This window comes from Ancylobacter mangrovi (assembly GCF_024752335.1).
Taxonomy (GTDB): Bacteria; Pseudomonadota; Alphaproteobacteria; order Rhizobiales; family Xanthobacteraceae; genus Ancylobacter; species Ancylobacter mangrovi.
Genome location: NZ_JANTHY010000005.1, coordinates 252839 through 278748 on the forward strand (window position 1 = coordinate 252839; position 25910 = coordinate 278748).

At 68.6% G+C, this 25910-nt stretch carries 24 protein-coding genes; 22 read left to right on the top strand and 2 right to left on the bottom strand.

The features are described 5' to 3' along the window. Positions 1-539 precede the first annotated feature (539 nt). From NVS83_RS14615 to NVS83_RS14720, 22 genes are all read left to right on the top strand, one after another. A complete protein-coding gene (locus NVS83_RS14615; protein WP_258733631.1) occupies positions 540-1847 on the top strand; it encodes a transporter substrate-binding domain-containing protein in 1308 nt (435 codons plus the stop codon). A gap of 114 nt (positions 1848-1961) precedes the next feature. Further along, positions 1962-2837, top strand: coding sequence for an urea ABC transporter permease subunit UrtB (gene urtB, locus NVS83_RS14620; RefSeq protein WP_258733632.1), 876 nt, complete (start codon positions 1962-1964; stop codon positions 2835-2837). Positions 2838-2882: 45 nt separating this feature from the next. Next, complete coding sequence (gene urtC / locus NVS83_RS14625) at positions 2883-3983, top strand: urea ABC transporter permease subunit UrtC (RefSeq protein ID WP_258739970.1); 1101 nt, start codon at positions 2883-2885, stop codon at positions 3981-3983. Positions 3984-3991: 8 nt separating this feature from the next. Beyond that, on the top strand, positions 3992-4738 hold the full coding sequence (urtD, locus tag NVS83_RS14630) for an urea ABC transporter ATP-binding protein UrtD (protein WP_258733634.1): 747 nt from the start codon (positions 3992-3994) through the stop codon (positions 4736-4738). Then, complete coding sequence (gene urtE / locus NVS83_RS14635; protein WP_258739971.1) at positions 4735-5439, top strand: urea ABC transporter ATP-binding subunit UrtE; 705 nt, start codon at positions 4735-4737, stop codon at positions 5437-5439. The genes urtD and urtE overlap by 4 nt, the downstream gene beginning before the upstream one ends. Before the next feature lie 182 nt (positions 5440-5621). Next, a complete protein-coding gene (locus NVS83_RS14640; protein ID WP_258733636.1) occupies positions 5622-6062 on the top strand; it encodes a N,N-dimethylformamidase alpha subunit family protein in 441 nt (146 codons plus the stop codon). 129 nt (positions 6063-6191) lie between these two features. Next, the gene (locus NVS83_RS14645) at positions 6192-8588 is read left to right on the top strand and encodes a N,N-dimethylformamidase beta subunit family domain-containing protein (protein ID WP_258739972.1); all 2397 of its coding nucleotides are present in this window, start codon (positions 6192-6194) and stop codon (positions 8586-8588) included. A gap of 69 nt (positions 8589-8657) precedes the next feature. Next, entirely contained in the window at positions 8658-9749 is a 1092-nt protein-coding gene (locus tag NVS83_RS14650; protein ID WP_258739973.1) for a Rieske (2Fe-2S) protein, read from the top strand. Positions 9750-9753: 4 nt separating this feature from the next. Then, a complete protein-coding gene (locus tag NVS83_RS14655; RefSeq protein ID WP_258739974.1) occupies positions 9754-10452 on the top strand; it encodes a tetratricopeptide repeat protein in 699 nt (232 codons plus the stop codon). 5 nt (positions 10453-10457) lie between these two features. After that, positions 10458-10772: a hypothetical protein gene (locus NVS83_RS14660; RefSeq protein WP_258739975.1), complete on the top strand. Its 315-nt coding sequence runs from the start codon at positions 10458-10460 to the stop codon at positions 10770-10772. 27 nt (positions 10773-10799) lie between these two features. Further along, a complete protein-coding gene (gene ureE, locus NVS83_RS14665) occupies positions 10800-11267 on the top strand; it encodes an urease accessory protein UreE (RefSeq protein ID WP_258739976.1) in 468 nt (155 codons plus the stop codon). Next, positions 11261-11944: an urease accessory protein UreF gene (locus NVS83_RS14670; RefSeq protein ID WP_258739977.1), complete on the top strand. Its 684-nt coding sequence runs from the start codon at positions 11261-11263 to the stop codon at positions 11942-11944. Before ureE ends, NVS83_RS14670 begins: the two co-directional genes overlap by 7 nt. Before the next feature lie 29 nt (positions 11945-11973). After that, the gene (locus NVS83_RS14675; protein WP_258739978.1) at positions 11974-12657 is read left to right on the top strand and encodes an urease subunit beta; all 684 of its coding nucleotides are present in this window, start codon (positions 11974-11976) and stop codon (positions 12655-12657) included. Positions 12658-12659: 2 nt separating this feature from the next. Further along, positions 12660-14372, top strand: coding sequence for an urease subunit alpha (ureC, locus tag NVS83_RS14680; protein WP_258739979.1), 1713 nt, complete (start codon positions 12660-12662; stop codon positions 14370-14372). After that, a complete protein-coding gene (gene ureG / locus NVS83_RS14685) occupies positions 14369-15019 on the top strand; it encodes an urease accessory protein UreG (RefSeq protein ID WP_258739980.1) in 651 nt (216 codons plus the stop codon). Before ureC ends, ureG begins: the two co-directional genes overlap by 4 nt. Then, positions 15016-15897: an urease accessory protein UreD gene (locus NVS83_RS14690; protein WP_258739981.1), complete on the top strand. Its 882-nt coding sequence runs from the start codon at positions 15016-15018 to the stop codon at positions 15895-15897. The genes ureG and NVS83_RS14690 overlap by 4 nt, the downstream gene beginning before the upstream one ends. Before the next feature lie 251 nt (positions 15898-16148). After that, complete coding sequence (locus NVS83_RS14695) at positions 16149-17219, top strand: ABC transporter ATP-binding protein (protein WP_258739982.1); 1071 nt, start codon at positions 16149-16151, stop codon at positions 17217-17219. A gap of 15 nt (positions 17220-17234) precedes the next feature. Then, the gene (locus NVS83_RS14700) at positions 17235-18182 is read left to right on the top strand and encodes an ABC transporter substrate-binding protein (RefSeq protein WP_258733649.1); all 948 of its coding nucleotides are present in this window, start codon (positions 17235-17237) and stop codon (positions 18180-18182) included. 76 nt (positions 18183-18258) lie between these two features. Then, positions 18259-19980 (top strand): ABC transporter permease, encoded by a 1722-nt coding sequence (locus tag NVS83_RS14705; RefSeq protein WP_374115070.1) that lies wholly within the window; start codon positions 18259-18261, stop codon positions 19978-19980. A gap of 1 nt (position 19981) precedes the next feature. Further along, on the top strand, positions 19982-21082 hold the full coding sequence (locus NVS83_RS14710) for an MBL fold metallo-hydrolase (protein ID WP_258739983.1): 1101 nt from the start codon (positions 19982-19984) through the stop codon (positions 21080-21082). 158 nt (positions 21083-21240) lie between these two features. Then, positions 21241-22221, top strand: coding sequence for a TAXI family TRAP transporter solute-binding subunit (locus NVS83_RS14715; RefSeq protein ID WP_374114583.1), 981 nt, complete (start codon positions 21241-21243; stop codon positions 22219-22221). Positions 22222-22242: 21 nt separating this feature from the next. After that, positions 22243-24306 carry a TRAP transporter permease gene (locus NVS83_RS14720; RefSeq protein ID WP_258739984.1) on the top strand — a complete coding sequence of 688 codons (2064 nt, stop codon included), beginning with the start codon at positions 22243-22245 and terminating at the stop codon, positions 24304-24306. Between the two features lie 44 nt (positions 24307-24350). Here the strand turns inward: NVS83_RS14720 and NVS83_RS14725 are convergent, their stop codons facing one another. Both NVS83_RS14725 and NVS83_RS14730 read right to left on the bottom strand, forming a co-directional pair. Continuing rightward, positions 24351-24602 (bottom strand): hypothetical protein, encoded by a 252-nt coding sequence (locus NVS83_RS14725; RefSeq protein WP_258739985.1) that lies wholly within the window; start codon positions 24600-24602, stop codon positions 24351-24353. Positions 24603-24613: 11 nt separating this feature from the next. Then, positions 24614-25900 (bottom strand): LVIVD repeat-containing protein, encoded by a 1287-nt coding sequence (locus NVS83_RS14730; RefSeq protein ID WP_258739986.1) that lies wholly within the window; start codon positions 25898-25900, stop codon positions 24614-24616. Between the last annotated feature and the right edge of the window lie 10 nt (positions 25901-25910).

Below are 25910 nucleotides of genomic sequence, written 5' to 3' on the forward strand. Positions count from 1 at the left end.
GCGATCGCTGCTTCCGACGGTGATCGACGCCTCCCCGACGCGATCGAGCGTCAGCTTTTCCAGCGTACCTGCAATCTTAGATATGCTCGTTCTGTCACGATTACGCCATCTTTGAAAGAGGGCGCGAGAAAATACTCTAGCGGAATGGCGCGAGGCGGCATCATCAATTCGGTGCACCTCGACGAGGCTTCTAGATATCGGCATGTAGCTCACCCCTTTTGCCGCGAGTGGCCGCCACGGCCGCCGCGCCGCGGCCCGAGGCGCAACGCGGCCCGAACCCGCCCTGCTGACATAATTCGGCCGGCAGCACGAAAAACAGCCCGACATCGAGGCTCCTGCACAGTCCTTGACCGCGCATCTGCCGTCGATGCGGGCAGTTTTTAATCGTAGGAAGAAAATTTGATAACTGCGACGAAAACCGTTGACGGCCCCACAGCTAGCGACATAGCATCTAGATAATCGATCTAGCCACAATTCAAAACTTCCAGGCGCAAAGCTGAGGCCGCGAATCAACGTTCGTTGCCCGAGGGGTCGTAGATATGAACATCACACGCCGTAATATACTCAAGACGACGCTTGCCGCTTCCACTGCCGTGGCCCTGCCTCATCTTTGGCTGCCGGGCTCCGGCGAGGCGTGGGGCGCGACGCTGAAGAAGGGCGAGCCGATCAAGGTCGGCCTGCTGTTCTCCCTCACCGGATCGCTCGCGGTCCCGGAGGAGGACTCCACCCTCGTCATGCAGTACGCGATCGACGAGATCAACAAGGCCGGCGGCGTCGCGGGCGTGCCCGTCGAGCCGGTCATCGTCGATGCCAAGTCGGACTTCGCCGTCTATTCGGAGAAGGCGAAGGAGCTGATCCTGCGCGACAAGGTGATCGCGATCTTCGGCTGCTACACCTCGGCGAGCCGCAAGGCGATCCTGCCGACCGTGATGCAGCGTAACCACCTGCTCTACTACCCGACCTGCTACGAAGGCGCGGAGTGCACGCAGAATACCATCTGCACCGGCCCGCTCGCCAACCAGCATTCCAAGGACCTGATCCCCTTCATGGTCGGGAACTTCGGCAAGAAGGTCTTTTTCGTCGGCTCCAACTATGTGTGGCCGAAGGAATCGAACAAGAACGCGAAGATCTGGCTCGAGCAGGCCGGCGGCGAGCTTCTCGGCGAGGAATACATCCCGCTCGGCAGCTCGGAGTTCGGCCCGGTGCTGAACAAGATCCGCGACGCCAAGCCGGACTTCATCTTCTCGACCGTGGTCGGCGCGTCCGACATCGCCTTCCACAAGCAGTTCAAGCAGGAAGGCTTCAAGGTCGACGACATGCCGATCGCCTCGCTCACCACGGGCGAGATCGAGACCCGCGCCATGGGCGCCGAGTTCGGCGCCGGCCACTTCCTCTCCGCGCCCTACTTCCAGACGCTGGACAACCCGACCAACCACAAGTTCGTCGAGGGCTTCCTGGCGAGCAAGTACGGCAAGAACGGCGTGACCCACTACAACATGGAGGAGACCTACATCTCCGCCTATGTGTTCAAGGCCGGCTTCGAGAAGGCCGCCGCCGAGGTCGGGTTCGAGAACGTGACCCCGCGCTCCATCCGCGACCATTCGGGCGGGCTGGTGATCGAGGACGCGGTCTCGCCGGAAGGCCAGGTCTGGATCGACAAGGACAACTTCAACACCTGGCTGAAGCCGAAGATCGGCCAGTGCCAGGCGGACGGGACGTTCAAGGTGGTCAAGGCCGCCGCCGAGCAGGTCGCGCCCGACCCCTACTCGATCTATCCCGACCTCGGCGTGTGCACGGCCAACGGGCTGAAGGCCCCGGACGGCAGCATCCGCAAGAACGTCATCTGACGCCAGATGGCCCCGGGGCGCCCCCGCGCTTCCGGGGCCGTTCGCGGTCGACGCACGGGCGCGCCCTCACCGCGGCGCGCGCCCGGCGGTCTCGGGATCGAGGGATAGGGTTCTATGGATCTGGGTTCGCTCATCAACGCGCTCATTCTCGGTGTGAGCATCGCCAGCATCTGGCTGATCGCCGCGCTGGGATTGACGATCATCTACGGCACCGCCGGCGTCATCAACATGGCGCATGGCGAGCTGATCATGCTCGGGGCTTACAGCTCCTACATGCTGCAATTCTATCTCGGCCTGCCCTATCTGCTGTGCCTGCCGGTGTCCTTCGTCATCGTCGCCCTGGTCGGGCTGGCGCTGGAGCGCGGCCTGATCCGCTATCTCTACAACCGCCCGCTCGACACGCTGCTGGCGACCTATGGCGTCTCGCTGGTGCTGATGCAGGGCGTGCGGCTGATCTTCGGCAGCGACCCGAAATATCTTGCCGTGCCGGAGATCTTCCAGAGCAATGTGATGATCGGCTCGGTGTCGCTCTCCGTGTTCCGCATCGTCGTCCTGCTGGTCACGGCGCTGCTCGTGCTGGCGCTGTGGCTCCTGTTCTACAAGACCCGGTTCGGCGTGCAGGTGCGCGCGGTCATGCAGGACAAGGAGATGGCGGCCTCCTTCGGCATCAATTCCAGCCGCATCTACATGCTGACCTTCGCGCTCGGCGCCGGGCTGGCCGGCGTCGCCGGCGCGCTGTTCGGCGTGCTGGCGATCGTGCTGCCGACCATGGGGGCGAGCTACGTCGTGCAGGCGTTCCTGATGGTGGTCGTGGGCGGCGGCTCGCTGGCGGGCAGCGTGGTGGCGAGCGGCGTGACGGGCGAGCTCCAGTCCGTCTTCGCCTTCTTCACCAACGACACCTTCGCCCGCTTCATCATCTTCGTGCTGATCGTGGCCTTCCTGCGGTTCCGCCCGCAGGGCCTGTTCGCACAGGCGGGAGCCCGGCGATGACCTTCGCCGTCATCAGCAACGCCACGCCAGGACGGTTCTGAGACCATGGGCAACCTCTATCACAACAAGATTGCGCAATGGATCGTCTATGTCGTGTTCTTCGCGGCGTTGACGATCATCCCGATGACGGTGAGTGACAGCTTCCTGCTCAACCAGCTCGCCACCTACGGCGTCTACGGCATGCTGGCGCTCTCGATCAGCCTGTGCTGGGGCTTCGGCGGCATCCTGAACCTCGGCCAGGGCATCGCCTTCGGCCTCGGCGCCTACGGCATGGCGATGACCATGCAGATGCAGAGCCAGAGCGAATCCAACCCGATTCCGCCGTTCATGCTGAACAACAGCCTCGACCACCTGCCCCTGCTCTGGCAGCCGTTCCAGAGCACGGCGGTCGGGCTGGTGCTGGCGGTCGCGGTGCCCACCCTGTTCTGCGCCGCGTTCGGCGGCATCATGTTCCGCGCGCGCGTCTCCGGCCCGTTCTTCGCCATCATGACGCTCGCCATGCTGTCGGCCTTCTACACCATCATCCTTGACCGGCAGGCCTATACAGGCGGCGTCAACGGTCTGACGCCCCCCTCCTCGTTCGTGTTCGCAGGCGTGGAGGTCGACCCCTACAGCCCGACCGCCTACTGGGTTGTGCTCTGCCTGCTGGCGGGGGCCACCCTCGTGGCCAAGCTCATCACCCAGAGTTCGTTCGGCCTCGTCACCCAGGCGATCCGCGACGACAGCGAGCGCGTGCGGTTCCTCGGCTACAGCGTCGCCGGCTACGAGACGGTGATCTACACCGTCTCCGGCCTGATCGCGGCGCTGGCCGGCTGCTGCTGGGTGATGCTGGTGCAGTATGTGTCGCCGGCGCAGCTCGATGTCGGCTTCAGCCTCTCCATGGTGATCTGGGCGGCGATCGGCGGGCGGCACTCGCTGCTCGGCTCGATCCTCGGCGCCTTCATCATCCAGGGCGCGCAGAGCTATCTCGGCGACGCGTTCCTCGCCACCTGGCTGCTGATCCTGGGCGGCTTCTTCATCGTCGTGGTGCGCTTCCTGCCGAACGGCCTCGCGAGCCTGGTCGAGGCCGGGCTCGGCCTGTTCGACCGGCAGCGCCCGACCTCCTCGCCTGCGCCGGACGGCGGCAGGCCCATGCCAGCCGAGTGAGGGGCCTCATGACCGGTCTTCTCGAAATCCGCAATCTGTCGAAGAGCTTCGACACCACCAAGGTCATCAACGACTTCAGCATGGAAGTCGTGGAGGGCACCATCTGCTGCCTGGTCGGGCCGAACGGCGCCGGCAAGACCACGACGATGGATCTCATCACCGGCCGCATCAAGCCGACCTCCGGCCAGATCCTGTTCGCCACCGACGACATCACCGCCAGGCACGAGCACCTGATCGCCCGCGCCGGCATCGGCCGCAAGTTCCAGGTGCCGGCGGTGCTGCGCGACATGAGCGTGCGGCAGAACCTCGAAGTGGCCTACAGCCGCCAGACCAACCCGTTCCGCAACCTGTTCAAGTTCCGCAAGGAAGGACTGAAGGAAAAGCTCGACGAGGTGGCGACGCTGGCCGGCCTCACCGACCGGCTGAAGGAACGCGCGGGCATCCTCTCCCATGGCGAGACCCAGTGGCTGGAGATCGGCATGGTGCTGATGCAGGAGCCGCGCCTGCTGCTGATGGACGAGCCGATCGCCGGCATGACCGAGAGCGAGATCGAGAAGACCACGCAGATCTTCAAGGATCTGCGCCAGTCCGCCACGCTGCTCGTGGTCGAGCACGACATGGGCTTCGTGCGCAACATCGCGGACGTCGTCGTCGTGATGCATATGGGGTCGCTGCTCGCCCAGGGCTCGATCCAGGAGATCGAGGCCGACCGGCGGGTCCGGGACGTCTATCTCGGCGAGCAGGAGGCCGCATGAGCACGCTGCTCAGCTTCGACAACGTCACGTCCTATTACGGCGCGACCCCCATCCTGAGGGACTTCTCCTTCGAGATGGAGAAGGGCCAGTGCCTGTGCGTGCTCGGCCGCAACGGCGTCGGCAAGACGACGCTGATGCGCACCATCATGGGGCTCACCGACCGCTCGTCCGGCGCCATCCGCATCAACGGCGTCGAGCTGAGCGGCCAGGCGACCCATGTGCGGGCGAGGCAGGGACTGGGATATGTGCCGCAAGGGCGCGGCATCCTCTCCAACTTCACGGTGCGCGAGAACATCCTGCTCGGCACCTTCGCGCGTGCCGACAGGTCCGGCGACATACCCGAGATCTGCCTGCGCATCTTCCCCTACCTCAAGGAAAACCTCGACCGCCGCGCCGGCCTGCTGTCGGGCGGGCAGAAGCAGCAGCTCGCCATCGCCCGCGCGCTCGCGGTCGACCCGCAGATTCTCCTGCTCGACGAGCCGACCGAGGGCATCCAGCCGAACATCGTCCACGAGATCGGCGAGATCCTGATGATGCTCAACCGCGAGTTCGGCATCAGCCTGATCGTGACCGAGCAGCACATCAAGGTCGCCCGCAAGCTGGGCGACGCGTTCCTGATGGTCGACAACGGCCGCGTCGTCGCGCGCGGCCCGATGTCGGAGATGACCGATGAACTGATCGAACGCCACATGACCATCTAGACGTTCTAGATATACGTAGACGAAACGACGTATTTCCTTGACGAAAACTCTAGATTCGGTCACGTTCTAAACTGGAGATCATTCGATCTGATCTCCCACTCATCTATCCACCCGGCACCGTTCGTCATTATTTAACATGGCGTGCGGCGGCTATTCTTCGATCACGACGGAGAACATTGGCGATGATACCGATCCCGAAGAAGGGCACGCCCGAGCGCGAGGCCATGATCAAGGAGCACCGCGAGTGCGTCGACTCCATGAAGGGGGTCGCCGGATTCTCCGTGCTCAAATGCGCCACGCCTGGCGACACCACCGTCGTCACCGGCGGCGTGCACGAAAATCCGGACCTCCGCCGCGTGCTGCTGCGCATGCGCGGGGAGTCGCCCAAGGGCAAGCTCATCATCATCTGCACCAAGGTCGATGCCGAATGGCGCATCGGCCGCCTGTCCGGCATCCGCGGCGTTCCGCCCGAGTTCGTGACGGACAAGGTCTACACCTGCGAGCAGGAAGCCCAGCACGACATCTTCCTGATGCGCCTCGACGAGCTGCCCGAGACGGCCGGCATGCCCGAGAACTTCCAGGAAGGCTGGAAGCACCGGGACGACAACTGGCCCGTGACCTGACCCGGCGCCACGCGCAGCCACCCAGAGTTTCCCAGCTTCGCCTCGGCACTGCGCCCGAACGCGGCCCCTCGCGGGCCGCGAACGGGACCGGCGTGCCCGACGCCAGCGTTATTTTTGGAGAATCGAGACATGTGCGCCATGCGGCTGACGGGATACGCCGACAAGTTCGGCGTCCATCCGGGCGACACGATCAAGTTCTACGTCAATTGCGACGGTCCGGCCGAGTTCAAGGCCGAAGTCGTCCAGATGATCCATGGCGACACCAATCCCCGCGGCCCGGGCTTCATCGAGAAGGCTGTCGCGGCCGACTGCGACGGGACCTACAAGGGGCGCAAGCAGATCATCCATGGCGGCTCCTACGGCTATGTCGAGGACGCGCCGCAGTTTCACGTCGAGAGCTTCACGCTCCAGTGCCACATCTGGCCGACCACGCCGAAGACGCATCCGCGCTACTGGAAGCACGGCGCGCAGGGCCTCGTCACCAAGTGGATGGACGGCAAGGGCTACGGCCTCTTCATCAATGAGGAAGGCTGCCTCGAGCTGCGCATCAACGAGCACAAGGTCACGACCGGCGTGCCGATCCGCGATCACGCCTGGCACTTCGTCGCCGCCAGCTTCGACGCGGCGACCGGCGAGGTCGTGCTCTACCACGAGCCGCTGATCGTCTACGCGCTGGACCCGGTGATCGAGCCGGTCAAGACCACCATCAAGACCAGCATCGTCCACACCGACGCGCCGGTGGCGCTGGCCGCCTATGTCGAGAAGATCGGCGGTGACCCGCTCGGCAGTTCCTCGCTTCCCGCCGGCGTATGGTTCACCGGCAAGTACAACGGCAAGATCGACAGCCCGCGCATCGTCAAGAAGGCGCTGAGCCGGTTCGAGATCGAGCAGATGAAGGGCGGCGCGCAGCCCGGCCTCACCGAGCGCCGCAACTCCGGCCCGACCGGCGAGCTCTCCGCGCTCATCGTCGCCGCCTGGGACTTCTGGGACGGCATCAGCACCATCGTCGCCAAGGATAACGGCCCGTACCGCTTCGACGCGAGGCTGGTGAACTGCCCGACCCGCGCGCTCACCGGCTACAACTGGGCCGGCGAGAACTTCGACTGGAAGCACGCCAGGAAGGAATATGGCGCGATCCACTTCCACGACGACGACGTCGACGACGCCCGTTGGCAAGCCGACGTCGAATGGGCGGTGCCGAAGGAGATCAAGAGCCGCTTCTACGCACTGAAGCTGACCACCACGGACGGCGACGAGGACTATATCCCGTTCTGGATCGTGCCGCGGATCGGCGAGGAGCAGTCCAAGATCGCGGTCATGGTGCCGACCATCAGCTACATGGCCTATGCCAATGAGCACGTGGCCTGCAATGCCGGCGGCGCGGAGCTGTTCGTCTACCGCGTCCCGATCATGCAGCACCAGAACATGTTCCTCGCCGAGCACCGCGAATATGGCGGCTCGATCTACGACACCCACACCGACGGCTCGGGCATCTGCCTGTCGTCGCGACTTCGCCCGATCCTGTCGATCCGGCCGAAATACGACCACTTCCTCGCCCAGGCCCCCTGGCAGTACCCCGCCGACCTCCACCTGATCTACTGGCTGGAGACGATGGGCTACGAGTATGACGTGATAACCGACGAGGACGTCACCTATGACGGCCTCGCCCGGCTCGAGAACTACAACGTCATCATCACCGGCTCGCATCCCGAGCACAATTCGGGCACCCAGCTCGACGCCCTGCACAACTACACCCAGCGCGGCGGGCGGCTGATGTATATGGGCGCGGACGCCTGGTACTGGGTCCACTCCTACCACCCCGCCTATGACGGCGTCGGGCGTGGCGTCATCACCGAGATGCGGCGCTGCGAATCCGGCATCCGTACCTGGCGCGCCGATCCGGGCGAATACTACCACCAGGGCACGGGCGAGCTCGGCGGCATGTGGCGCTATCGCGGCCGCTCGCTCTACTCGGTCGCCGGCGTCGGCATGACCAACGAAGGCTTCGACATCTCGACCTATTACAGCCGCACGCCGGACAGCCTCGACCCGCGCGTGGCCTGGGCCTTCGAAGGCATCTCCTATGACGAGCCGATCGGCAATTTCGGCCTCGTCGGCGGCGGCTGCGCCGGACTCGAGCTCGATATCGTCGACGTCACGCTCGGCTCGCCGCCACACACGCTGGCGGTCGCGACCTCAGCGGGCCGGCACACAGAGGCCTATCTCCTCGTCATGGAGGATTTCGGCTTCAACCAGCAGGGCCTCGACGGCACCGTCCACCCGCGCGTGCGCGGCGACATCGCCTTCCACGAGACCCCGAACGGCGGTGCGTGCTTTGCCTTCTCGTCGATCGCCTTCTGCGGCTCGCTGCCGTGGAACGAGGGCAAGAACAACGTCTCCACCCTGGTGAAGAACGTCCTCGACCGGTTCTCGAAAGACGGCCCGCTGCCGCCGCCCCCGGCGGAGGCGATCAAGCATCGCGGCCGCGCGGACTACGAGTCGCCGGCGCTCGCCGCGACGTCCTGAGCCCGCCGAACGGACACCCGGCGCGCGCGGCAATGCGCGCGCCGGCCCTCCCATCGCTGGATGCCGGACATGACACACAGACGCGATCTCGGTTACCGGGACGAGGGCCACGACCTCGCGGACCCCGCCTTCTATGCGGACGCGCTCGAGCCCGAGCCGCGGGTGCTGCCGCCCGCCGCCTTCCGCTCGCTGCGCTTCAGCCAGCTCGAGGACGAGGCGGTCTGGACGCGCGACTGGATCTGCGTCGGCACCCATGAGGCGATCGCCGGCAGGGGCGACCTTCTCCCCTTCACCGTCGGCACCCACGGCATCCATGTGCAGCGCACAGAGGGCGGCATCGTCGCGCGCTTCAACAAGGCCCAGCACGGGGGATGCCGCGCCGTGCCGCTGCAGTGCCAGACCGGCGCCAAGACCAAGTGCTCCTTCACTTCCTGCGGCTATAGCCGCGACCGCGGCGCCATTCCCGCCAGCGAACTCGGCGACGGCACGCCGCAGATGCACCAGTATCTGGGCCTGCGCCCCGAGCGGCTGCTGACCGCCCATGTGCAGAGCTGGGGCCCGCTGATCTTCGTCAATCTCGATGTCGCCCCCGCCTGGCCGGCGGAGGAACTGGCGAGCCTCGGCCGCCTCGGCGGATTCTTCGGCAACCACAAGCCCGCCTGGTCGGACGAGGTGTGGCTGGAATATGCGGCCAACTGGAAGCTGATGGGCCAGGCTCTCGCTTCAGGCACGCCGGCCCATGCCCGGAGCGACGTCTGGATGCTCGCCGACACCGCCCTGTCGGACGGCACGCCCGCGCGGGCCGCCTGGCTGTTCCCCAATCTGGTGCTGCTCGCGACCGAGCGCAGCACCGCCATCGTGAACCTGCAGCCGACGGCGATGGGCCAGACGCTGTGCCGGCTGTCGACCTACGGTTCCGATCCGCGCGGCGACCGCCTTTTCTGGCGCGAGGAGATCCGGCTCCGGGCCGAGCGCGGCGAGGCCGAAAACGAGGCGCGGGCGCTCTGGGGCACCCAGCATCACCCGCACACCATCGGCGCCGCCCTGCCGAACCAGCCCGACGCGCCGGGCGCATGGATGCAGGGCGCCCTCGCCGCGCGGGTTGCGCGCATGCCGCGCGGGGACTTCGCGCAACCGCTCTACCAGAACCCGAGAGGCTGACGTCATGCTGTCGCTGGAGATCCCGGCCGAGGATGCCACGGCGCTCGGCGCCGCCATCGCCGCCTATATGCACGGCGATTATGAGGAGGCCTTCGCCAGCTTCTCGCGGCTGGCCGGAGAGGGCGACGCCGATGCCAAGACCTGGCTCGCCGCCATGTACGCCAACGGCGAAGGGGTGGAAGCCTCCCTCACCCGCGCCTTCGCGCTCTATCTCGACGGTGCCGAGGCCGGCATCCTCCTCGCCCAGACCAATGTCGGCGCCATGCTGGCCATGGGCCAGGGCACGCCGCGCGACGTCGGCGCCGGAATCCGATGGCTCGAACGGGCGGCGGAGCGTGGCGACATGTTCGCCCAGTACAATCTCGCCACCGTGCTGTCCAAAGGCGATGGCGCGCCGGCCGACCACGCGGCGGCGGCGCGCTGGTATCGCGCGGCGGCCGAGACCGGGCACTATCCCGCTCAGGCGCGCCTCGGCTTCATGTATGCGAACGGGCTCGGCGTGGAGAAGGACCGCGTCGAAGCCTTCACCTGGCTGTCGCTCGCCGCGCAGCACGGCGTGGGCGCCGCGCTGACCGCGCTGGAAGCGGTCGTCGCGCAGATGTCGGCCGACGAGAAGCAGGCCGGCAACCAGTCGGTCGGGCGCTGGCGCAACCAGACCGCCGAGGCGTCCCGCCACGCCCGCCTCAACCCGCTGCCGGGGTGAGCGCCATGGTGTTCAGCCCGCAACAGGTGAAGTTCGAATTCCTGAGCTACATCAAGGAATTCGGAGGCAAGCCCGCCGAGTGGCGCGTCGGCTGCGCGAACGACCCGACGCAGGCCCTGTTCGCGCGCCACGCGGTCGATGCGGACTACGACATCTGGCTGTGGAAGCCCACCTTGTCGCCGGCCGCCGCGCGGATCGTGTTCCGCTATCTCACCGAGCAACTCCACGTGCCCGCCGCCGACGAGGGGACGGGCCGCTGCCTGTTCCTGTTCAAGCGCACCGGCGAGCCCGAAGGGCCGGGCCGGCCCGGCCTCGCCTGACGCGTTCTCCAGATCGGGATGGTTCTCATGCTGCTTGTCGATCGCGTGCTCGGAAACCGGCTGGACGACGGCCTCGCCGACCGGCTGCACCACATGGAGCACCACGGCACGGTGGAGTGGCTGGTGCTGCCGGCCGCCGAACTGGCGCGCCGGCGCTTCCGGGCGCTGACCAGCCGGGGCGCCGAGGTGGCGGTCGCGCTGCCACGGGACGAGCCGCTGACCGATGGCGCCGTGCTGCTGCTCGAGCCGGACCGCGCCATCGTCGTGCGGGTCGATGCGGAACGCTGGCTCCGCCTCACCCCCCTCGACCTCGCGACCGCGCTGGAGCTCGGCTACCACGTCGGCAACCTGCACTGGCGCGTGCGCTTCGAGGCATCGGCCATCGAGGTCGCGCTGGAAGGGCCGGAGGAGACCTATCGCGCCCGCCTCGCCGCGCTCGGCCTCGACACCCGCGTCGAGATGCGCCTCCTCCAGCCCGACGAGGCGCCATGCTGAGCCTTTTCGCGACGCTCTGGCAGGCGGACTCGGCCTTCCCCAATGGCGGCTTCGCCTTTTCCAACGGGGTCGAGGGGCTGGCGGAGCTGGGCGAACGGCTCGACGGCGAGGGTCTCGCCGGTGTTCTCGCGATGACGCTGACCCATCGCTGGATGGGGATGGACCGGATCGCCGTCGCGCTCGCCTTCGCCGCCGGCGCGGAGATGGACCGCCTGACGGAAATCGACCGCCGCCTCGACGCCGCGACCCTGCCCGCCCCGCAGCGCACCGGCTCGCGCCGCAACGGGCTCGCTTTCCTCACCGCCCATGCCCGCATCGGTACGCCGTCTGCCGCCGAGCTGAAGAAACAAGTCGAGCGCCGCCACATGTCCGGTCATCTGCCGGTGATGCAGGGCGCGGTTTGGCGCGCCTGCGGGCTCGACGCGCAGTCCGCGCTCGCCGCCTCCGCCTATGGGGTCGCCGCCGGCATGGTGAGCGCGGCGGTCCGCCTCGGCCTCGTCGGCGCGGTGGAGGCGCAGCGCTGCCTCGGCCAGACGCTGCCGCTGCTGGCGCGGCTCGTGGACGAGGCGGGACCGGCGGACGCCCTCACCTGCGACGATTTCGAAAGCCTCACGCCGATGCTCGACATCGCCACCATGCGCCACGCCAGCTCGGACGTCCGGCTCTTCTCGAACTGATCGGCTCCCCAAACCGCAGGACGGCCCAGATGCTTCTCACCCCCACGGAACTCGAACGGCTGACGATCTTCACGGCGGCGGAGCTCGCCCGCAAACGCCGGTCGCGGGGACTGAAGCTCAACCATCCCGAGGCGGTGGCGCTGATCACCGACGAGATCCTCGAAGGCGCGCGGGACGGGCGCAGCGTGTCGGAGATGATGGGCTTCGGCTCCAGCATCCTCAGCACCGACGACGTGCTGCCCGGCGTCGCCCCGCTGATCCCGATCCTGCAGGTCGAATGCGTGTTCCGCGACGGCACCAAGCTGGTGACGATCCACGAGCCGATCCGCCCGCTGGAAGGCGCGGCCGCCGAGCCGCTCGCCCCGGGCGAGCTGCTGTCGCTCGACGGGGAGATCGAGCTCAATGCCGGGCGCGAGCGCACCGAGGTCACGGCGGTCAATACCGGCGACCGCGCGATCCAGATCGGCTCGCATTTCCACTTCTTCGAAGTGAACCGGGCGCTCGAATTCGACCGGGCGAAGGCCTACGGCATGCGCCTCGACATCCCCGCCGGCACGGCGGTGCGCTTCGAGCCGGGGCAGAGCAAGACGCTGGTGCTGGTCGCCTTCGGCGGCGAGCGGAAGGTGAGCGGGTTCAACGACCTAGCCCGCGGCGCGGCCGATGCCGCCGACCCGCTGCGCCGGGCCCGCGAGCGTGGATTCAAGGGAGCCTGAGCATGGTCACGATGCAACGCCGCGACTACGCGCACATGTACGGGCCGACCGTCGGCGACGGGATCCGGCTCGCCGACACCTCGCTCATCGCCGTGGTCGAGAAGGACCACACCGTCTATGGCGACGAATGCCTGCACGGCGGCGGCAAGACCCTGCGCGACGGCGCCGGCATGGCGGCCGGCGTCACCTCGGCCGAAGGCGCGCTCGACATGCTGCTCTGCAATGTCGTCGTCATCGACGCGGTGCTCGGCGTGGTAAAGGGCGACCTCGGCATCAAGGACGGGAAGATCGTCGGCCTCGGCAAGGCCGGCAACCCGGCGATCATGGACGGGGTCGATCCGCGCCTCATCGTCTCGCAGGCGACCACGGTGCGCGACTGCGAGGGACTGATCGCAACCGCCGGCGCCATCGACGTGCATGTGCATTTCGACAGCGCGGGACTGTGCGAGCACGCCATCTCCAGTGGCATCACCACGATGATCGGCGGCTCGCTCGGCCCGATCACGGTCGGCATCGATTCCGGCGGCCCGTTCAACACCGGCAAGATGCTTCAGGCCGCCGAGCATTGGCCGATCAATTTCGGCTTCCTCGGGCGCGGCAACAGCCATCGGCCGGCCTCGCTGGTCGAGCAGATGCGGACCGGCTGCCTGGGGCTGAAGCTGCACGAGGACTGGGGCTCGATGCCGGCGCCGGTCGACACCTGCCTGCGCGTCGCCGACGAGCTCGATTTCCAGGTGCAGATCCACACCGACACGCTGAACGAGAGTGGCTTCCTCGAAGACACGCTCGCCGCCATCGGCGGGCGCACCATCCACATGTACCACACGGAAGGGGCCGGCGGCGGCCACGCGCCGGACATCATCCGCGTCGCGGGCATCGCCAACTGCCTGCCCTCGTCGACCAACCCGACCAATCCCTACACGGTCAACACCTTCGACGAACATCTCGACATGACGATGGTGTGCCATCACCTCAACCCGGCGATCCCCGAGGATGTCGCCTTCGCCGAGAGCCGGATCCGCCCCCAGACCATCGCCGCCGAGGACGTGCTGCACGATCTCGGCGCCATCTCCATGCTGGGGTCGGACAGCCAGGGCATGGGACGGATCCACGAGGTCATCTGCCGGACCTGGCAGCTCGCCTCGAAGATGAAGGACCAGCGCGGCCCGCTGCCCGAGGACGTGCCGGGCATGGGCGATAATGCCCGCATTCGGCGCTACATCGCCAAATACACCATCAACGCCGCCCGCACCTTCGGCATCGCCGCCCATATCGGCTCGCTGGAGGACGGCAAGATGGCGGACATCGTGATCTGGCGTCCCGGCTTCTTCGGTATCAAGCCGGAGCTGGTGGTGAAGGGCGGCTTCATCGCCTGGGGCGCGATGGGCGATTCGGCCGCCTCGCTCATGACGTGCGAGCCGCTGCTGATGCGCCCGCAATGGGGCGCGTTCGGGCGCGCCGCGCCGGCCCTGTCGGCCTGCTTCGTCCACCCGCTCGCCATCGAGGACGGGCTCGCCGGCACGCTCGGGCTCTCCAAGGCGCTACTGCCGGCCAGCGGCACCCGCACGTTGACGAAACGGGACATGGTCCTGAACGCCGCCTGCCCCGACATCCGTATCGACCCGCAGACCTTCGAGGTGTTCGTGGACGGGACCCTCGCCACCTGCGAGCCCTATGACACGCTGCCTCTCGCCCAGAGGTACATGCTGCGATGAGCACATTGGACGATCGAGCCGCCGGAGGGGCGGAAGGGCGCGCCGCCGCGGCGCGCGTCGGCATCGGCGGGCCGGTCGGCTCCGGCAAGACCGCGCTGATCGAGGCCCTGATCCCGGTGCTGCACGAGCGCGGCGTCGACCTCGCCGTGGTGACGAACGACCTCGTCACCCGCGAGGACGCCGAACGGCTGCGACGCTCGGGCCTCATCGATCCGCAGCGCGTCTCGGCGGTCGAGGCCGGCGCCTGCCCGCACACCGTGATCCGCGAGGACCCGACGCTGAACATCGCGGCGGGCGACGAGCTCGAAGCCCGGTTCCCCGGCGTGGAGCTGATCCTGTTCGAATCCGGCGGCGACAACCTCGCCTCCACCTTCTCGCTCGACCTGGTGGACTGGTGGATCTTCGTCATCGACGTGGCCGGCGGCGACGACATTCCCCGCAAGAAGGGGCCGGGGACGCTGCGCTGCGACCTGCTGGTGATCAACAAGCAGGATCTCGCCCCCCATGTCGGCGTCGCCCTGCCCCGTATGGTGGAGGAAGCCCGCGCCGTCCGCGGCCAACGGCCGGTGATCCTGACCGATGCCCGCCGCGGCGCCGGCGTGGCGGAAGTCGCCGACACCATGCTGAAGGCTGTGCTGTTCCGATGAACATCGCCCCACAGGTGGCCGGACTTCGGGACGCCGGGCCGGTCGCCGCGGGAACGGCGGGCGCGCGCGACGTGCGGGCGCATCTCGGCTTCGTGCGGGGCGGCGGGCGCGCCGTCCTCGCGCGCCAGCACATGCCCTACCCGTTTCACATCACCCGCCCATTCTGGCTCGACCCGCATTTGCCCGAATGCGCCACGCTCTATCTGCAGTCGAGCTCCGGCGGAATGTATACGGGCGACCGGTTGGCACTCGAGATCGAGGCCGGCGCGGGCGCGCAGGCCCATGTCACCAGCCAGGCGGCGACGGTCGTCCATCGCACGCCGGGAAACGAAGCGCGCCTGTCGACCGCGATTCGCCTTCGCGACGACGCCTTCCTCGCGCTGACCAACGACCCCTTCATCCTGTTCCCCGACGCGCATCTGCATGTCGCCACCGAGGTGACACTGGCCGCCGGCGCGCGGGCGATACTCGCGGATGGCTTCGCCACGCACGATCCCGAGCAGCGCGGCCGCCCCTTCGGCCGGCTCCGCACCGAGCTGTGCGTGCGCAACGCGGATGGGCAGGTCATGGTGTGGGACCGCGGCACGATCACCGGCGCGCAATTCGCCGGGCCGGCCTCGCCGCTCGGGCCCTATCGCGCCATGGGCAACATGGTCGGCCTCGGCGCCCGGCGAGGCGACGTGGACGCTCCCGCCCTGATGCGGCGGCTCGATGCTCTGGGATGCCGGATCGGCGTCAGCGACCTGCCGGGCGAATGCGGCATCCTCGCGCGCTGCCTCGCGCCGACCGGCGGCCTTCTCGCGCAAGGCATGGCGGAGCTCTACGCCGCGTTCTTCGAGGCCTGGACCGGCTACGCCCCTCCGCCGCTGAGGAAATAACGCGAGGAGAAGCGGCCGAGCTTTGCCGGCTGTCGGATCGAGCTGATCGCCCCAGCGCTCAGGTTGGCTGTTCCGGGCGAGAGGGTCGCTAGGACCCTCGCCTTTCGCCTATCGGCACCGATCCTCTCTTCCCGCAGCGGAAGGCGATCACGCCCCGCGACCACGCCGGCCCCCGATACCGGCCGCATGTGTCACGCAAGTGTCATCCGGCTCGCTTAGCAGTGCCCGAAGCATTGCTAGCCGGAAGATCCATGTCCTCAACAACTCCAGCAGCGGTCTCGGTCCGCGGCCTCGGCCTGCGCTACGGCGCGGCGCGCATTCTCGACGATGTCGGGTTCGAGGTCGCGCCGGGCGAGGTGCTGGCGCTGCTCGGCCCCTCCGGATGCGGCAAGACCACGCTGCTCCAGCTTGTGGCGGGGCTGCTCGCGCCGACCGCCGGCACTATCCAGATCATGGGCGCCACCGTCGCCGACGCGTCCGGCGCCGCCTTCGTGCCGCCGGAGGCGCGCGGGCTCGGCATGGTGTTCCAGGACTACGCGCTGTGGCCGCATATGAGCGTGGCGGCGAACGTCGCCTTTCCGCTCGAGATGCGCGGCGTGCCGGCGGCGGAGCGGCGCATGCGGGTGGCGATGGCGCTGGAGCGCGTCGGGCTCGGAGCGATGGCGGGCCGGCGCCCGTCGGAGCTCTCGGGCGGACAGCAGCAGCGCGTCGCCCTCGCCCGCGCCATCGTCGCCGAACCGCCGCTGGTGCTGTTCGACGAGCCGCTCTCCAACCTCGACCCCGAGCTGCGCGAGGCGATGGTCGGCGAGATCGGCACGCTGGTCGGCCAGCTCGGCCTCACCGCGATCTATGTCACCCATGACCGCGCCGAAGCCTTCGCTCTCGCCGACAAAGTCGCGGTGATGCGTTCCGGCCGGATCGCCCAGCTCGCCGCGCCCGAAACGCTGATCGGCTCTCCGGCGAGTGCGGAGGTGGCCGAATTCCTCAATCTCGGCTGCGTGCTGCCGGCCGACCGGGCCGATGCCGAGTGGCGGATCGCGGGGACGACGATGAGCCTCGGCGATGGCGGCCCCGAGGGGCGCACTGCCCAGACGCTGCTTCCCGGCCGCAGCATAAGGCTCGGCCCGGTCGAGGAGGGCCGCCCCCATGCCGACGTGCTTCGCACGCGGTTCCGCGGCGACGGCTATCTGCTGACGCTGCGCATCTGCGGCACCGCTTTCGAGATCCAGGTTCCCAGTCCGCACCGGGCCAATGTCGGAGACGTGGTGGGGCTGTTCTGCCCGCCGCAGGACCTGCGCTGGTTCGCCGGCGCCACCGCCTAACCACAGGAGAAGACCATGCGCGCACTTCCCGTTGCCCTCGCCCTGGGCGCGTCCCTCTTCGCGACGGCCGCGATGGCCGACATCACCGTCTATTCCGCCGGCCCCGGCAAGCTGATCGACAACCTCGCCAAGGGCTTCACCGACAAGACCGGCGTGAAGGTCAACGTGTTCCAGGCCACCACCGGCAAGGTGATGGCGCGCATCGAATCGGAAGCCTCCAACCCGGTGGTGGACGTCGTGATCTCCGCCTCGTGGGATACGGCGACCGACTTCGCGAAACGCGACCTGCTGCTGGCCTATACCAGCCCGAACGCCGCCAAGGTGCCCGACTTCCTGAAGACCGACACCGCGGTGGCGCAGGGCATCTCCGCGCTCGGCATCGCCTGGAACCCGGCCTCCGGCACGCCCAAGCCGGCCGAATGGTCCGACCTCGCCAAGCCGGCCTACAAGGATCTCGTGACCATGCCCGACCCGGCCCAGTCCGGCGCCACCTTCGAGCTGGTCTCGGCGCTGCAGGCCGAGGATGGCTGGGACCTGTTCAAGAACCTCGCCGCCAACGGCGCCATCGTCGCCGGCGCCAACGCGCAGGCGCTCAACCCGGTGATGCAGGGCGCCAAGGCCGCCGTGTTCGGCGCCGTCGACTACATCTCGCTCGCCGCCAAGGCCAAGGGCGAGTCGATCGACGTGATCTTCCCGGCCTCCGGCACCGTGGTCGCGCCGCGCCCGATCATGATCATGAAGTCCTCCAAGCAGCCGGAAGACGCCAAGAAGTTCGTCGACTACGTGCTCTCGGACGAAGGCCAGAAGGCGGTCGCCGCGACCTATCTCATGCCCGCGCGCACCGACGTCTCGGCCAAGCGCCCGCTGATCTCCGAGCTCAAGATCCTCAAGGTCGACAGCGCCGCCGTCTACGGCAAGCGCGACGAGACGCTGGCCGAATTCGCCAAGGTGATGGGCAAGTGACATCGGCAGACGGAGCCGTGACGGCAGGCCGTCCCGGCGGCCGGACGCGCGCGCGGCTCGACGGGATGCGCGTGCGTTGAACACGGCCAATACCGCAGCAAGGCGGCCCGCCGGTGCGATAGCCGGCGGGCACGATCTGATCGGCTGGGTGGCGGGCGTCAGCCTCGGGCTGATCGTGGCGGTGCCCTTCGTCTTCATCGTCCTGCAGGCGATCTTCCCCGAACTCGGGCGCGGCTCACTCGCCGCGCCCCTGCGCCATCTCGGCCGGACGCTGGGCGACCCGGAGCTTTTGCGCCTGACCGGGCACACGCTGGTCCTCGGGCTCGGCGTCATCCTCGGCTGCACGCTCGTCGGCGTGCCGCTCGCCGTCGCGCGGGCGCTGTTCCGCGTGCCGCTGGCGCTGGTGTGGGACGTACTGTTCCTCGTCCCGTTCATGATCCCGCCCTATATCGCGACGCTGGGCTGGATCATGTCGTTGCAGCCGCGTGGCTATCTCCAGCAGCTCACGGGCATCAATCTCGGCCCGCTGCTGTTCTCCGTGCCGGGCATGATCGTCATCATGACGCTGAACGTGTTCCCGGTGGTCTATTTCGCCGTCTCGCGCACCATCGAGGCGGTCGGCACGCGCTATTCCGATGTCGGCCGGGTGTTCGGCGCCCGACCGGTGCGCGCCTTCTTCCGCATCACCCTGCCGCTGGCGACGCCGGGGCTGGCGGCCAGCCTGCTGCTCGTCTTCGCCCTCGCCATCGAGGAATACGGCACGCCGGCGGCGCTCGGTCGGCGCTTCGGCTTCGAGGTGCTGGTAACGGGGATCGAGAACCGCATCTCCGACTGGCCGATCGACCTGCCCGGCGCGGCGATCCTGTCGCTGCTGCTGGTCGGGCTCTCGCTGATCGCCTTCATGATCCAGCGGCGCATCCTCGTCGCGCGCAACTACGACACTGTCGGCGGCAAGCCTCACGCCAAGCTCAAGCGCCCGCTCGGGCGCTGGGCGATCCCGGTCACCGCCGCCTTCGCCGTCGTGGCGTTCCTGGCGACCGGCCTGCCGATCCTCGCCATCCTGGCGACGGCATTGTCGCGCACGCTCTCCGGCGGCCTCAAGCTGAGCAATATGGGGTTCGAGAACTTCGTCGAGGTGTTCCACAACACCGGCGGCGCGCTGCAGGCGCTGATGAACTCGCTGTCGCTCGGCGTCGGCACCGCCCTGCTCGCCGGGGCGCTGGGCGCCCTCACCGCCTACGCCGTGGAGAAGGGCCGCGGGCGCGGGCGCGTCGCGCTCGACGTGCTGGCGATGCTGCCGAGCGCGCTGCCGGGCGTGGTGGTCGCGGTCGGCATGATCCTCGCCTGGAACCAGCCGGCGCTGCCCTTCACGCCCTACAACACCGCGTTCATCCTGCTGCTCGCCTATTGCTGCATCCTGCTGCCGCAGCCGGTGCGCTACGCCACCGCCGCCTTCCAGCAGATCGGCGACAATCTCGAGGCGGCGGCGCGGGTCGCCGGCGCGGGGCCGCTGACCGTGTTCCGCCGGATCATGCTGCCGCTCATCCTGCCGAGCCTCGTCACCTCCATGCTGCTCGTCTTCGCGGTCGCCTCGCGCGAGCTCGTCGCCTCGCTGCTGGTGGCGCCGGTGGGGATGATGACCATCGCCGGCTTCATCTGGCGCCAGTTCGACCAGGGCTCGGTCGGGCTCGGCATGACCATGTCCTTCATCGCCATCGTCATCACGACGCTGATACCAATGGCACTGATCGCCCTGCTGCGCCGTTTCGCCGGTGAGCGCTTCACGGGACTGCACTGACATGAAACGCGTCACCGCCCCATCCGGCTGGGGGGTCAAGGGGCCCGCCTGCTTCCTCGTCGAGATCGACGGCCGGCGCCTGCTGCTCGACCTCGGCGAAGGCCCCGATGCCGGCCGGCGGCCGGACCTCGACGGGGTCGGGCCTGTGGACGCGATCCTCATCTCGCACGGCCATCCCGACCATGTGGGCGCGCTCGATCTCGCCGAGCATCTCGGCAACCCGCCGATCCATGCCACGGCGCCGGTGCGCGAGCTGTCGAGCGACGCGCGCCTGCGCGAAGCGAGGGACCTGCCCTTCGGCGGCGGCACGACCATCGCCGGCCTCGACATCGAGACCGGGTCGGCCGGCCATGCGCCGGGCGCGGTGTGGACGCGGATCGGCGGCGCCGCCGGCCTGCTCTACACCGGCGACTATTCGGTCGAGAGCCCGCTCTATCCCTCCACGCCGCCGCTTCCCGCCGAAGCGCTGATCTGCGATGCGAGCTATGGCGACGCGGACGAGCCGCTCGAGGTCCAGGCGGCCACACTGGTCGAGCGGCTGCGCGATCGCGCGCTGCTGCTGCCCGCCCCGCCGACCGGGCGGGCGCTGGAGATGGCCCTCACCTTCAGGCGCGCCGGCATCGAGGTCGCGCTCTGCCCGACCACGCGCGCCGTCGCCGAGACGCTGACGCACCACGCCGAGGCGGTTGCCCCGGGCCTCGCCGGCTGGCCGGCCGAGCTGCTCGCGAGCACCGCCACGCTCGCCGCCGATAGCCCGGCGCGGGGCGCGCTCATCGTCGCCGGGGCACAGGTCGAGCGCGGCCTGTCCGTCGCGCTGACGGAGCGCTTCGCCGCCACGGGCGAGGCCGACATCGTGTTCACCGGCCATGTCGCGCGCGGCTCGGGTGCCGAGCAACTGCTGCAGTCGGGCGCCGCCACGCTGCGGCGCTGGAACGTCCACCCGACCCTGAAGGGCCTTCGCGCCATCATCGCGGCGGTGCGGCCGCGGGCGATGCTGCCGGCGTTCCTGCCGCAGCCCCGCCTCGCCCCGCTGGCCGCCGCCCTCGCCGCCGACTGGCCGGACCTTGCGATCGCCGCGCAGGCGCCGGCGTTCGAGTGGTGAGCCGGCGGACAGCGCCGCACCCCTGCCAAGGCGCGTCGTCCGCGCTACCTCTCTGACCGGAGAGGCCGATTTCCCGGGATGACGGGCGGAGCCCGCGTCGACAACGGGCCTGCCTTGCCGCATCCTGCGGCACCGTCCGCCAGAAAGGGAGAAACACGATGAAGCGCTTCCACAGGATGAAATGGGTGGCTGCCGCCGCGGCTTTCGCCGCCATGACCGGCCTCGCCCTCGCCCAGCAGCCGACCTTCTTCCGCATCGGGACAGGCGGCACGGCAGGCACCTACTATCCGGTCGGCGGTCTCATCGCCAACGCGATCTCCGGCCATGGCGACAAGGGCGTGCCCGGTCTCGTGGCGACGGCGGTGGCCTCGAACGGCTCGGTCGCCAATGTGAACGCGATCGAGTCCGGCTCGATGGAATCGGGCTTCTCGCAGTCGGACGTGGCCTTCTGGGCCTATACCGGCACCGGCCTCTATGACGGCAAGGCCAAGGTCGAGGACCTGCGCATCATCGCCAACCTCTATCCCGAGACCATCCATCTCGTGGCCTCCAAGGCCTCCGGCATCAAGTCGGTAGCGGACCTCAAGGGCAAGCGCGTCGCGCTCGACGAGCCGGGCTCCGGCACGCTGGTGGATGCGCGCATCGTGCTCTCCGCCTTCGGCCTGACCGAGAAGGACATCAAGCCCGAATATCTGAAGCCCGGCCCGGCCAGCGACCGGCTGCGTGACGGCGCGCTCGACGCCTTCTTCTTCGTCGGCGGCTACCCGACCGGCGCCATCTCCGAGCTCGCCTCCTCGACCGCCATCGAGCTGGTGCCGATCACCGGCCCGGAGGTCGACAAGATGCTCGCGCAGTACAAGTTCTTCGCCAAGGACAAGGTGCCGGCCGACACCTACAAGGGCGTCGCCGCCACCGACACCATCTCGGTCAACGCGCAGTGGGTGACGAGCGCCAAGCAGCCCGACGACCTGATCTACAACATCGTCAAGGTGCTGTGGAACAAGGACTCGCGCGCCGCGCTCGATGCCGGCCATGCCAAGGGCAAGCTGATCACGCTGGACAATGCCACCAACGGTCTCGGCATCCCGCTGCATCCCGGCGCCGAGCGCTTCTACAAGGAAGCCGGCGTCCTGAAGTAACCAGCGTCGGGGCACCTCGCCATGGCCAGCAATGACGAGCACGCCGCCCCGGCGTCCGACGACATGCGCCTCGAATTCGACGAGGCGAAGGTCCGGGAGCTCGAAGAGACCTACGACCCCGAAATCCGCTTCCGGCCGCTGGCGCCGGGAGCGGGCTATCTGGTGGGCGGCCTTCTGGTCGCGCTCTCGCTGTTTCACTACTACACCGCCGGCTTCGGCCTGCTGCAGGAGCGGATGCATCGCGGCATCCACCTGTCCTTCGTGCTGGGGCTCATCTTCCTGGTGTTCCCGGTCTCGCGACGCGGCTACACGGCGCCGGTGACGGCGAGCCGCTGGCGCCCGCTCGGCATCGCCATTCCCGACTGGATCCTTGCCATCGTCGCGGTGATCGCGGTGATGCACATCCCGCTGATCCCGCTCGACGACCTCGCCTTCCGGGTCGGCAACCCGACCACGGTGGACGTCGTGCTCGGCGGGTTGCTGATCCTCGCGCTGCTGGAGGCGACGCGGCGCTCGCTCGGCGTGCCGCTGCCGATCATCGCCGTGCTGTTCATGGCCTATGCCATCTGGGGCCGGCACATGCCGGGCATCCTGGTGCACCCCGGCGCCAGCTTCTCGCAGCTCATCAATCATCTCTACCTGACGACGCAGGGCATCTACGGCGTCGCGCTCGGCGTGGTGGCGACCTACGTCTTCCACTTCGTGCTGTTCGGGGTGTTCGCCACCCGCATCGGGCTCGGTCAGCTCTTCCTCGACTGCGCCGCCTGGGTGGCGGGGCGCTATGCGGGCGGGCCGGCCAAGGTGTCGATCTTCGGCTCCGCGCTGTTCGGCATGATCTCCGGCTCCTCGGTCGCGAACACCGTGACGGTCGGCTCGCTCACCATCCCGGCGATGGTGCGCCTCGGCTACAAGCGCCATTTCGCGGCCGCGGTCGAGGCTACGGCGTCGACGGGGGGCCAGATCACGCCGCCGATCATGGGCGCCGCGGCGTTCCTGATGATCGAATTCCTCAACCTGCCCTACACCACCATCATCCTGGCGGCGGTGGTGCCGGCCTTCATGCATTTCTTCGGCGTGCTGGTGCAGGTGCATTTCGAGGCCAAGCGCAACGGCCTGCGCGGCCTCGAGCCGCACGAGATGCCGGACGTGAAGGCGGCGCTGAAGCGCGACTGGCCGACCATCATCCCGCTCGCGGTGCTGATCGGCGTGCTGATGTCGGGCTACACGCCCTACCTCGCCGCCTTCTGGGGCATCACGCTCTGCATCGCGGTCGGGCTGCTCAACCCGCGCAACCGGCTGAGCCTGTCCGACATCGCCGAATGCCTGCGCGACGGCGCGAAATACGCGCTGGCGGTCGGCGCCGCGGCGGCCACGGTCGGCATCGTGGTGGGCGTGGTGACGCTCACCGGCGTCGGCTTCAAGGTGTCGTTCATCGTCACCTCCACCGCCGCCTCGATGGCGGACTGGGTGGGCTCGGTGCTGCCGGCGATGATGGCCTCGCCGCAGACGCTGACGCTGCTGTTCACGCTGATCATGACCGGCATCGTCTGCATCCTGATGGGCTGCGGCATCCCGACCACGGCCAACTACATCATCATGGCGACGATCGCCGCGCCGGCGCTCGGCCTGCTCGGGGTCGAGCCGATCGTGGCGCATTTCTTCGTGTTCTATTACGGCGTGCTGGCGGACATCACGCCGCCCGTTGCGCTCGCCGCCTATGCGGCGGCGGGCATGGCCAATGCCGACCCGTTCCGCGCCGGCAACACCGCGTTCCGGCTCGGGCTCGGCAAGGTGCTGGTGCCGTTCGTGTTCGTGTTCTCGCCCTCGCTGCTGCTGGTGACGAAGGGCTTCACCTGGACCGATTTCGCCATCGCCTTTATCGGCTGTGTCACCGGCATCGCGTGCCTGGGCGCCAGCCTGTCGGGGTGGCTGCTGACCTATGCGCGAGTGTGGGAACGGGTGCTGCTGGCGGTGGCGGCGATGCTGCTGGTGGCGCCGGAGCTCTACTCCTCGCTGCTCGGCCTCGCCCTCATCGTGCCGGTGCTGGTCTCGCAGACCACACGGTGGCGGGCCGTCCCGGCTTAGCGCGTCCGCCCTCTCGCGGGCGTTTCACGCCTGCCGGAAAGGCTTCAGGCGGCCGCGCGGCCTTCGAGCGCGAGGAGCACCCGCGCCGCCTCGACGCAGCGCGCCATGCGCTCCATCTCGTGCCAGGCAACGGCACCGCTCATGGCGCCGAAATAGATCGCCCACGCCTCGGGCGGCACCGCCGCCCCGCCCATGTCGCCCTCGATCCGCTGCGCGGCGGCAGCGAGGCGCTCCGGCGGGAAGGTGTCCGCCGCGCCGGCGGCGCGATCCTCGTCGTCGAAGCAGTCGATGCACATGGTGCCCTCCCTCAGCTCTCGAAGGCGAGGATGTCGAGGCCGTTGTCGCGGTCGAGCAGATAGACGATGCCGCGCGGGTCGACGTCGACATCGTTGCTCTGCGGCGCGACATGGCCGGCGGTCGGGTCGGGAATGTAGTGCCCGACCTCGCGCGGGGCCACGGGGTCGGCGAGGTCGATCACCCGCATGCCGCCCGAGAACCAGCTCGCGAAGACGAGGCTGCCGACCTGCCGCTCCTGGAACTGGTGGGCGCCGAAGCGCCCGCCGGCCCGCGCATAGGGCGATTCCATCTCGCTCAGATGGAAGGTGGAGATCGGCTGCACATTGGCCGGGTCGGCCGCGTCCATCACCCACAGGAAGGCATGCGGCTGGCCGGGCGTGTGGTCGTGCTCCTCGTCGATGATGAGCGCGAGCTCGCGCCCCGCCACCGGCTGCGCCAGCCGGAAGAAAGTGTGCGTCGGCTCGGGGATCGGCGGATGGTAGTTGAAGCTGCCGAGCGTGCGCGGCTTGGCGATGTCCGACACGTCGATCGTGTAGGCGCCCGCGTACCAGCAGCCCGCCCACATGATGTCGCCGACGCGCAGCGCGTGGTGGAGCCGGTGGCGCTGGCCCGGCCAGGACGGCACCTCGCCCGCCGCCACGTGCTGGCCCGGCATGTGCCAGCGCGACACCTCGCGCGGGCGGGTCGGGTCGGCAAGATCGTAGATGACGAGGATGTTGCCGACATAGCCTTCCATCTCGGTCGAGATGTAGGCGTAGCGCTCGTCCATGTCGAAGCGGTGCACGCCGATGCCGCCGGTGCGCACATAGGCGAGTTCGCGCGGATTGGCGGGGTCGGCGATGCTCCACACGCGGAAGCCGCCGTCCTGGTAGCCGCGCGCCATGCCCGCGCGCAGGTCCGCCACTTCGTGCGCCTTCACGCCCACAGCGGCGGCGATCTCGCCATCCTCGGGCGGGCGCCCGAGGCCGGCGGCGAGCTCCGCCGTCACCTCGGCGAGGCGCTCGCCCTTGCGGTAGAAATGCCGCTTGTGGCGCTCGACATTGGTGATCATCAGATCGCCCGCCACCCGCACCTTGTGGGTGTGCGAGTAGCCGTCCCGCGGGGCGATGGAGGCGACGAGCCGCGGCTCGCGCGGATCGCGCACGTCGTAGATGCTGGTGCCGAGCGGCGGCGACATGTGGCCGACATAGGCGTAGCCGTTCTCGACCGTCACCTGCCCGCCGCCCGGAATATCGAGGCGGGCGAGCGGGGTGACGTTGCGGCTGTGCCGCGTGCTGAGCGGTCCCGAAAGCGTCATGACCGGTGCT

Excerpts from the sequence above, each read along its gene's own strand:
- NVS83_RS14645 (WP_258739972.1), top strand. The coding sequence starts at position 6,192 with ATGTGCGCCATGCGGCTGACGGGATACGCCGACAAGTTCGGCGTCCAT.
- NVS83_RS14725 (WP_258739985.1), bottom strand. The coding sequence starts at position 24,602 with ATGTGCATCGACTGCTTCGACGACGAGGATCGCGCCGCCGGCGCGGCG.
- NVS83_RS14720 (WP_258739984.1), top strand. The coding sequence starts at position 22,243 with ATGGCCAGCAATGACGAGCACGCCGCCCCGGCGTCCGACGACATGCGC.
- NVS83_RS14670 (WP_258739977.1), top strand. The coding sequence starts at position 11,261 with ATGCTGAGCCTTTTCGCGACGCTCTGGCAGGCGGACTCGGCCTTCCCC.
- ureG (WP_258739980.1), top strand. The coding sequence starts at position 14,369 with ATGAGCACATTGGACGATCGAGCCGCCGGAGGGGCGGAAGGGCGCGCC.
- NVS83_RS14695 (WP_258739982.1), top strand. The coding sequence starts at position 16,149 with ATGTCCTCAACAACTCCAGCAGCGGTCTCGGTCCGCGGCCTCGGCCTG.
- NVS83_RS14675 (WP_258739978.1), top strand. The coding sequence starts at position 11,974 with ATGCTTCTCACCCCCACGGAACTCGAACGGCTGACGATCTTCACGGCG.
- ureC (WP_258739979.1), top strand. The coding sequence starts at position 12,660 with ATGGTCACGATGCAACGCCGCGACTACGCGCACATGTACGGGCCGACC.
- NVS83_RS14715 (WP_374114583.1), top strand. The coding sequence starts at position 21,241 with ATGAAGCGCTTCCACAGGATGAAATGGGTGGCTGCCGCCGCGGCTTTC.
- NVS83_RS14690 (WP_258739981.1), top strand. The coding sequence starts at position 15,016 with ATGAACATCGCCCCACAGGTGGCCGGACTTCGGGACGCCGGGCCGGTC.
- NVS83_RS14640 (WP_258733636.1), top strand. The coding sequence starts at position 5,622 with ATGATACCGATCCCGAAGAAGGGCACGCCCGAGCGCGAGGCCATGATC.
- NVS83_RS14650 (WP_258739973.1), top strand. The coding sequence starts at position 8,658 with ATGACACACAGACGCGATCTCGGTTACCGGGACGAGGGCCACGACCTC.
- NVS83_RS14710 (WP_258739983.1), top strand. The coding sequence starts at position 19,982 with ATGAAACGCGTCACCGCCCCATCCGGCTGGGGGGTCAAGGGGCCCGCC.
- NVS83_RS14730 (WP_258739986.1), bottom strand. The coding sequence starts at position 25,900 with ATGACGCTTTCGGGACCGCTCAGCACGCGGCACAGCCGCAACGTCACC.
- NVS83_RS14615 (WP_258733631.1), top strand. The coding sequence starts at position 540 with ATGAACATCACACGCCGTAATATACTCAAGACGACGCTTGCCGCTTCC.
- NVS83_RS14660 (WP_258739975.1), top strand. The coding sequence starts at position 10,458 with ATGGTGTTCAGCCCGCAACAGGTGAAGTTCGAATTCCTGAGCTACATC.
- urtC (WP_258739970.1), top strand. The coding sequence starts at position 2,883 with ATGGGCAACCTCTATCACAACAAGATTGCGCAATGGATCGTCTATGTC.
- urtB (WP_258733632.1), top strand. The coding sequence starts at position 1,962 with ATGGATCTGGGTTCGCTCATCAACGCGCTCATTCTCGGTGTGAGCATC.
- urtE (WP_258739971.1), top strand. The coding sequence starts at position 4,735 with ATGAGCACGCTGCTCAGCTTCGACAACGTCACGTCCTATTACGGCGCG.
- ureE (WP_258739976.1), top strand. The coding sequence starts at position 10,800 with ATGCTGCTTGTCGATCGCGTGCTCGGAAACCGGCTGGACGACGGCCTC.
- urtD (WP_258733634.1), top strand. The coding sequence starts at position 3,992 with ATGACCGGTCTTCTCGAAATCCGCAATCTGTCGAAGAGCTTCGACACC.
- NVS83_RS14700 (WP_258733649.1), top strand. The coding sequence starts at position 17,235 with ATGCGCGCACTTCCCGTTGCCCTCGCCCTGGGCGCGTCCCTCTTCGCG.
- NVS83_RS14655 (WP_258739974.1), top strand. The coding sequence starts at position 9,754 with ATGCTGTCGCTGGAGATCCCGGCCGAGGATGCCACGGCGCTCGGCGCC.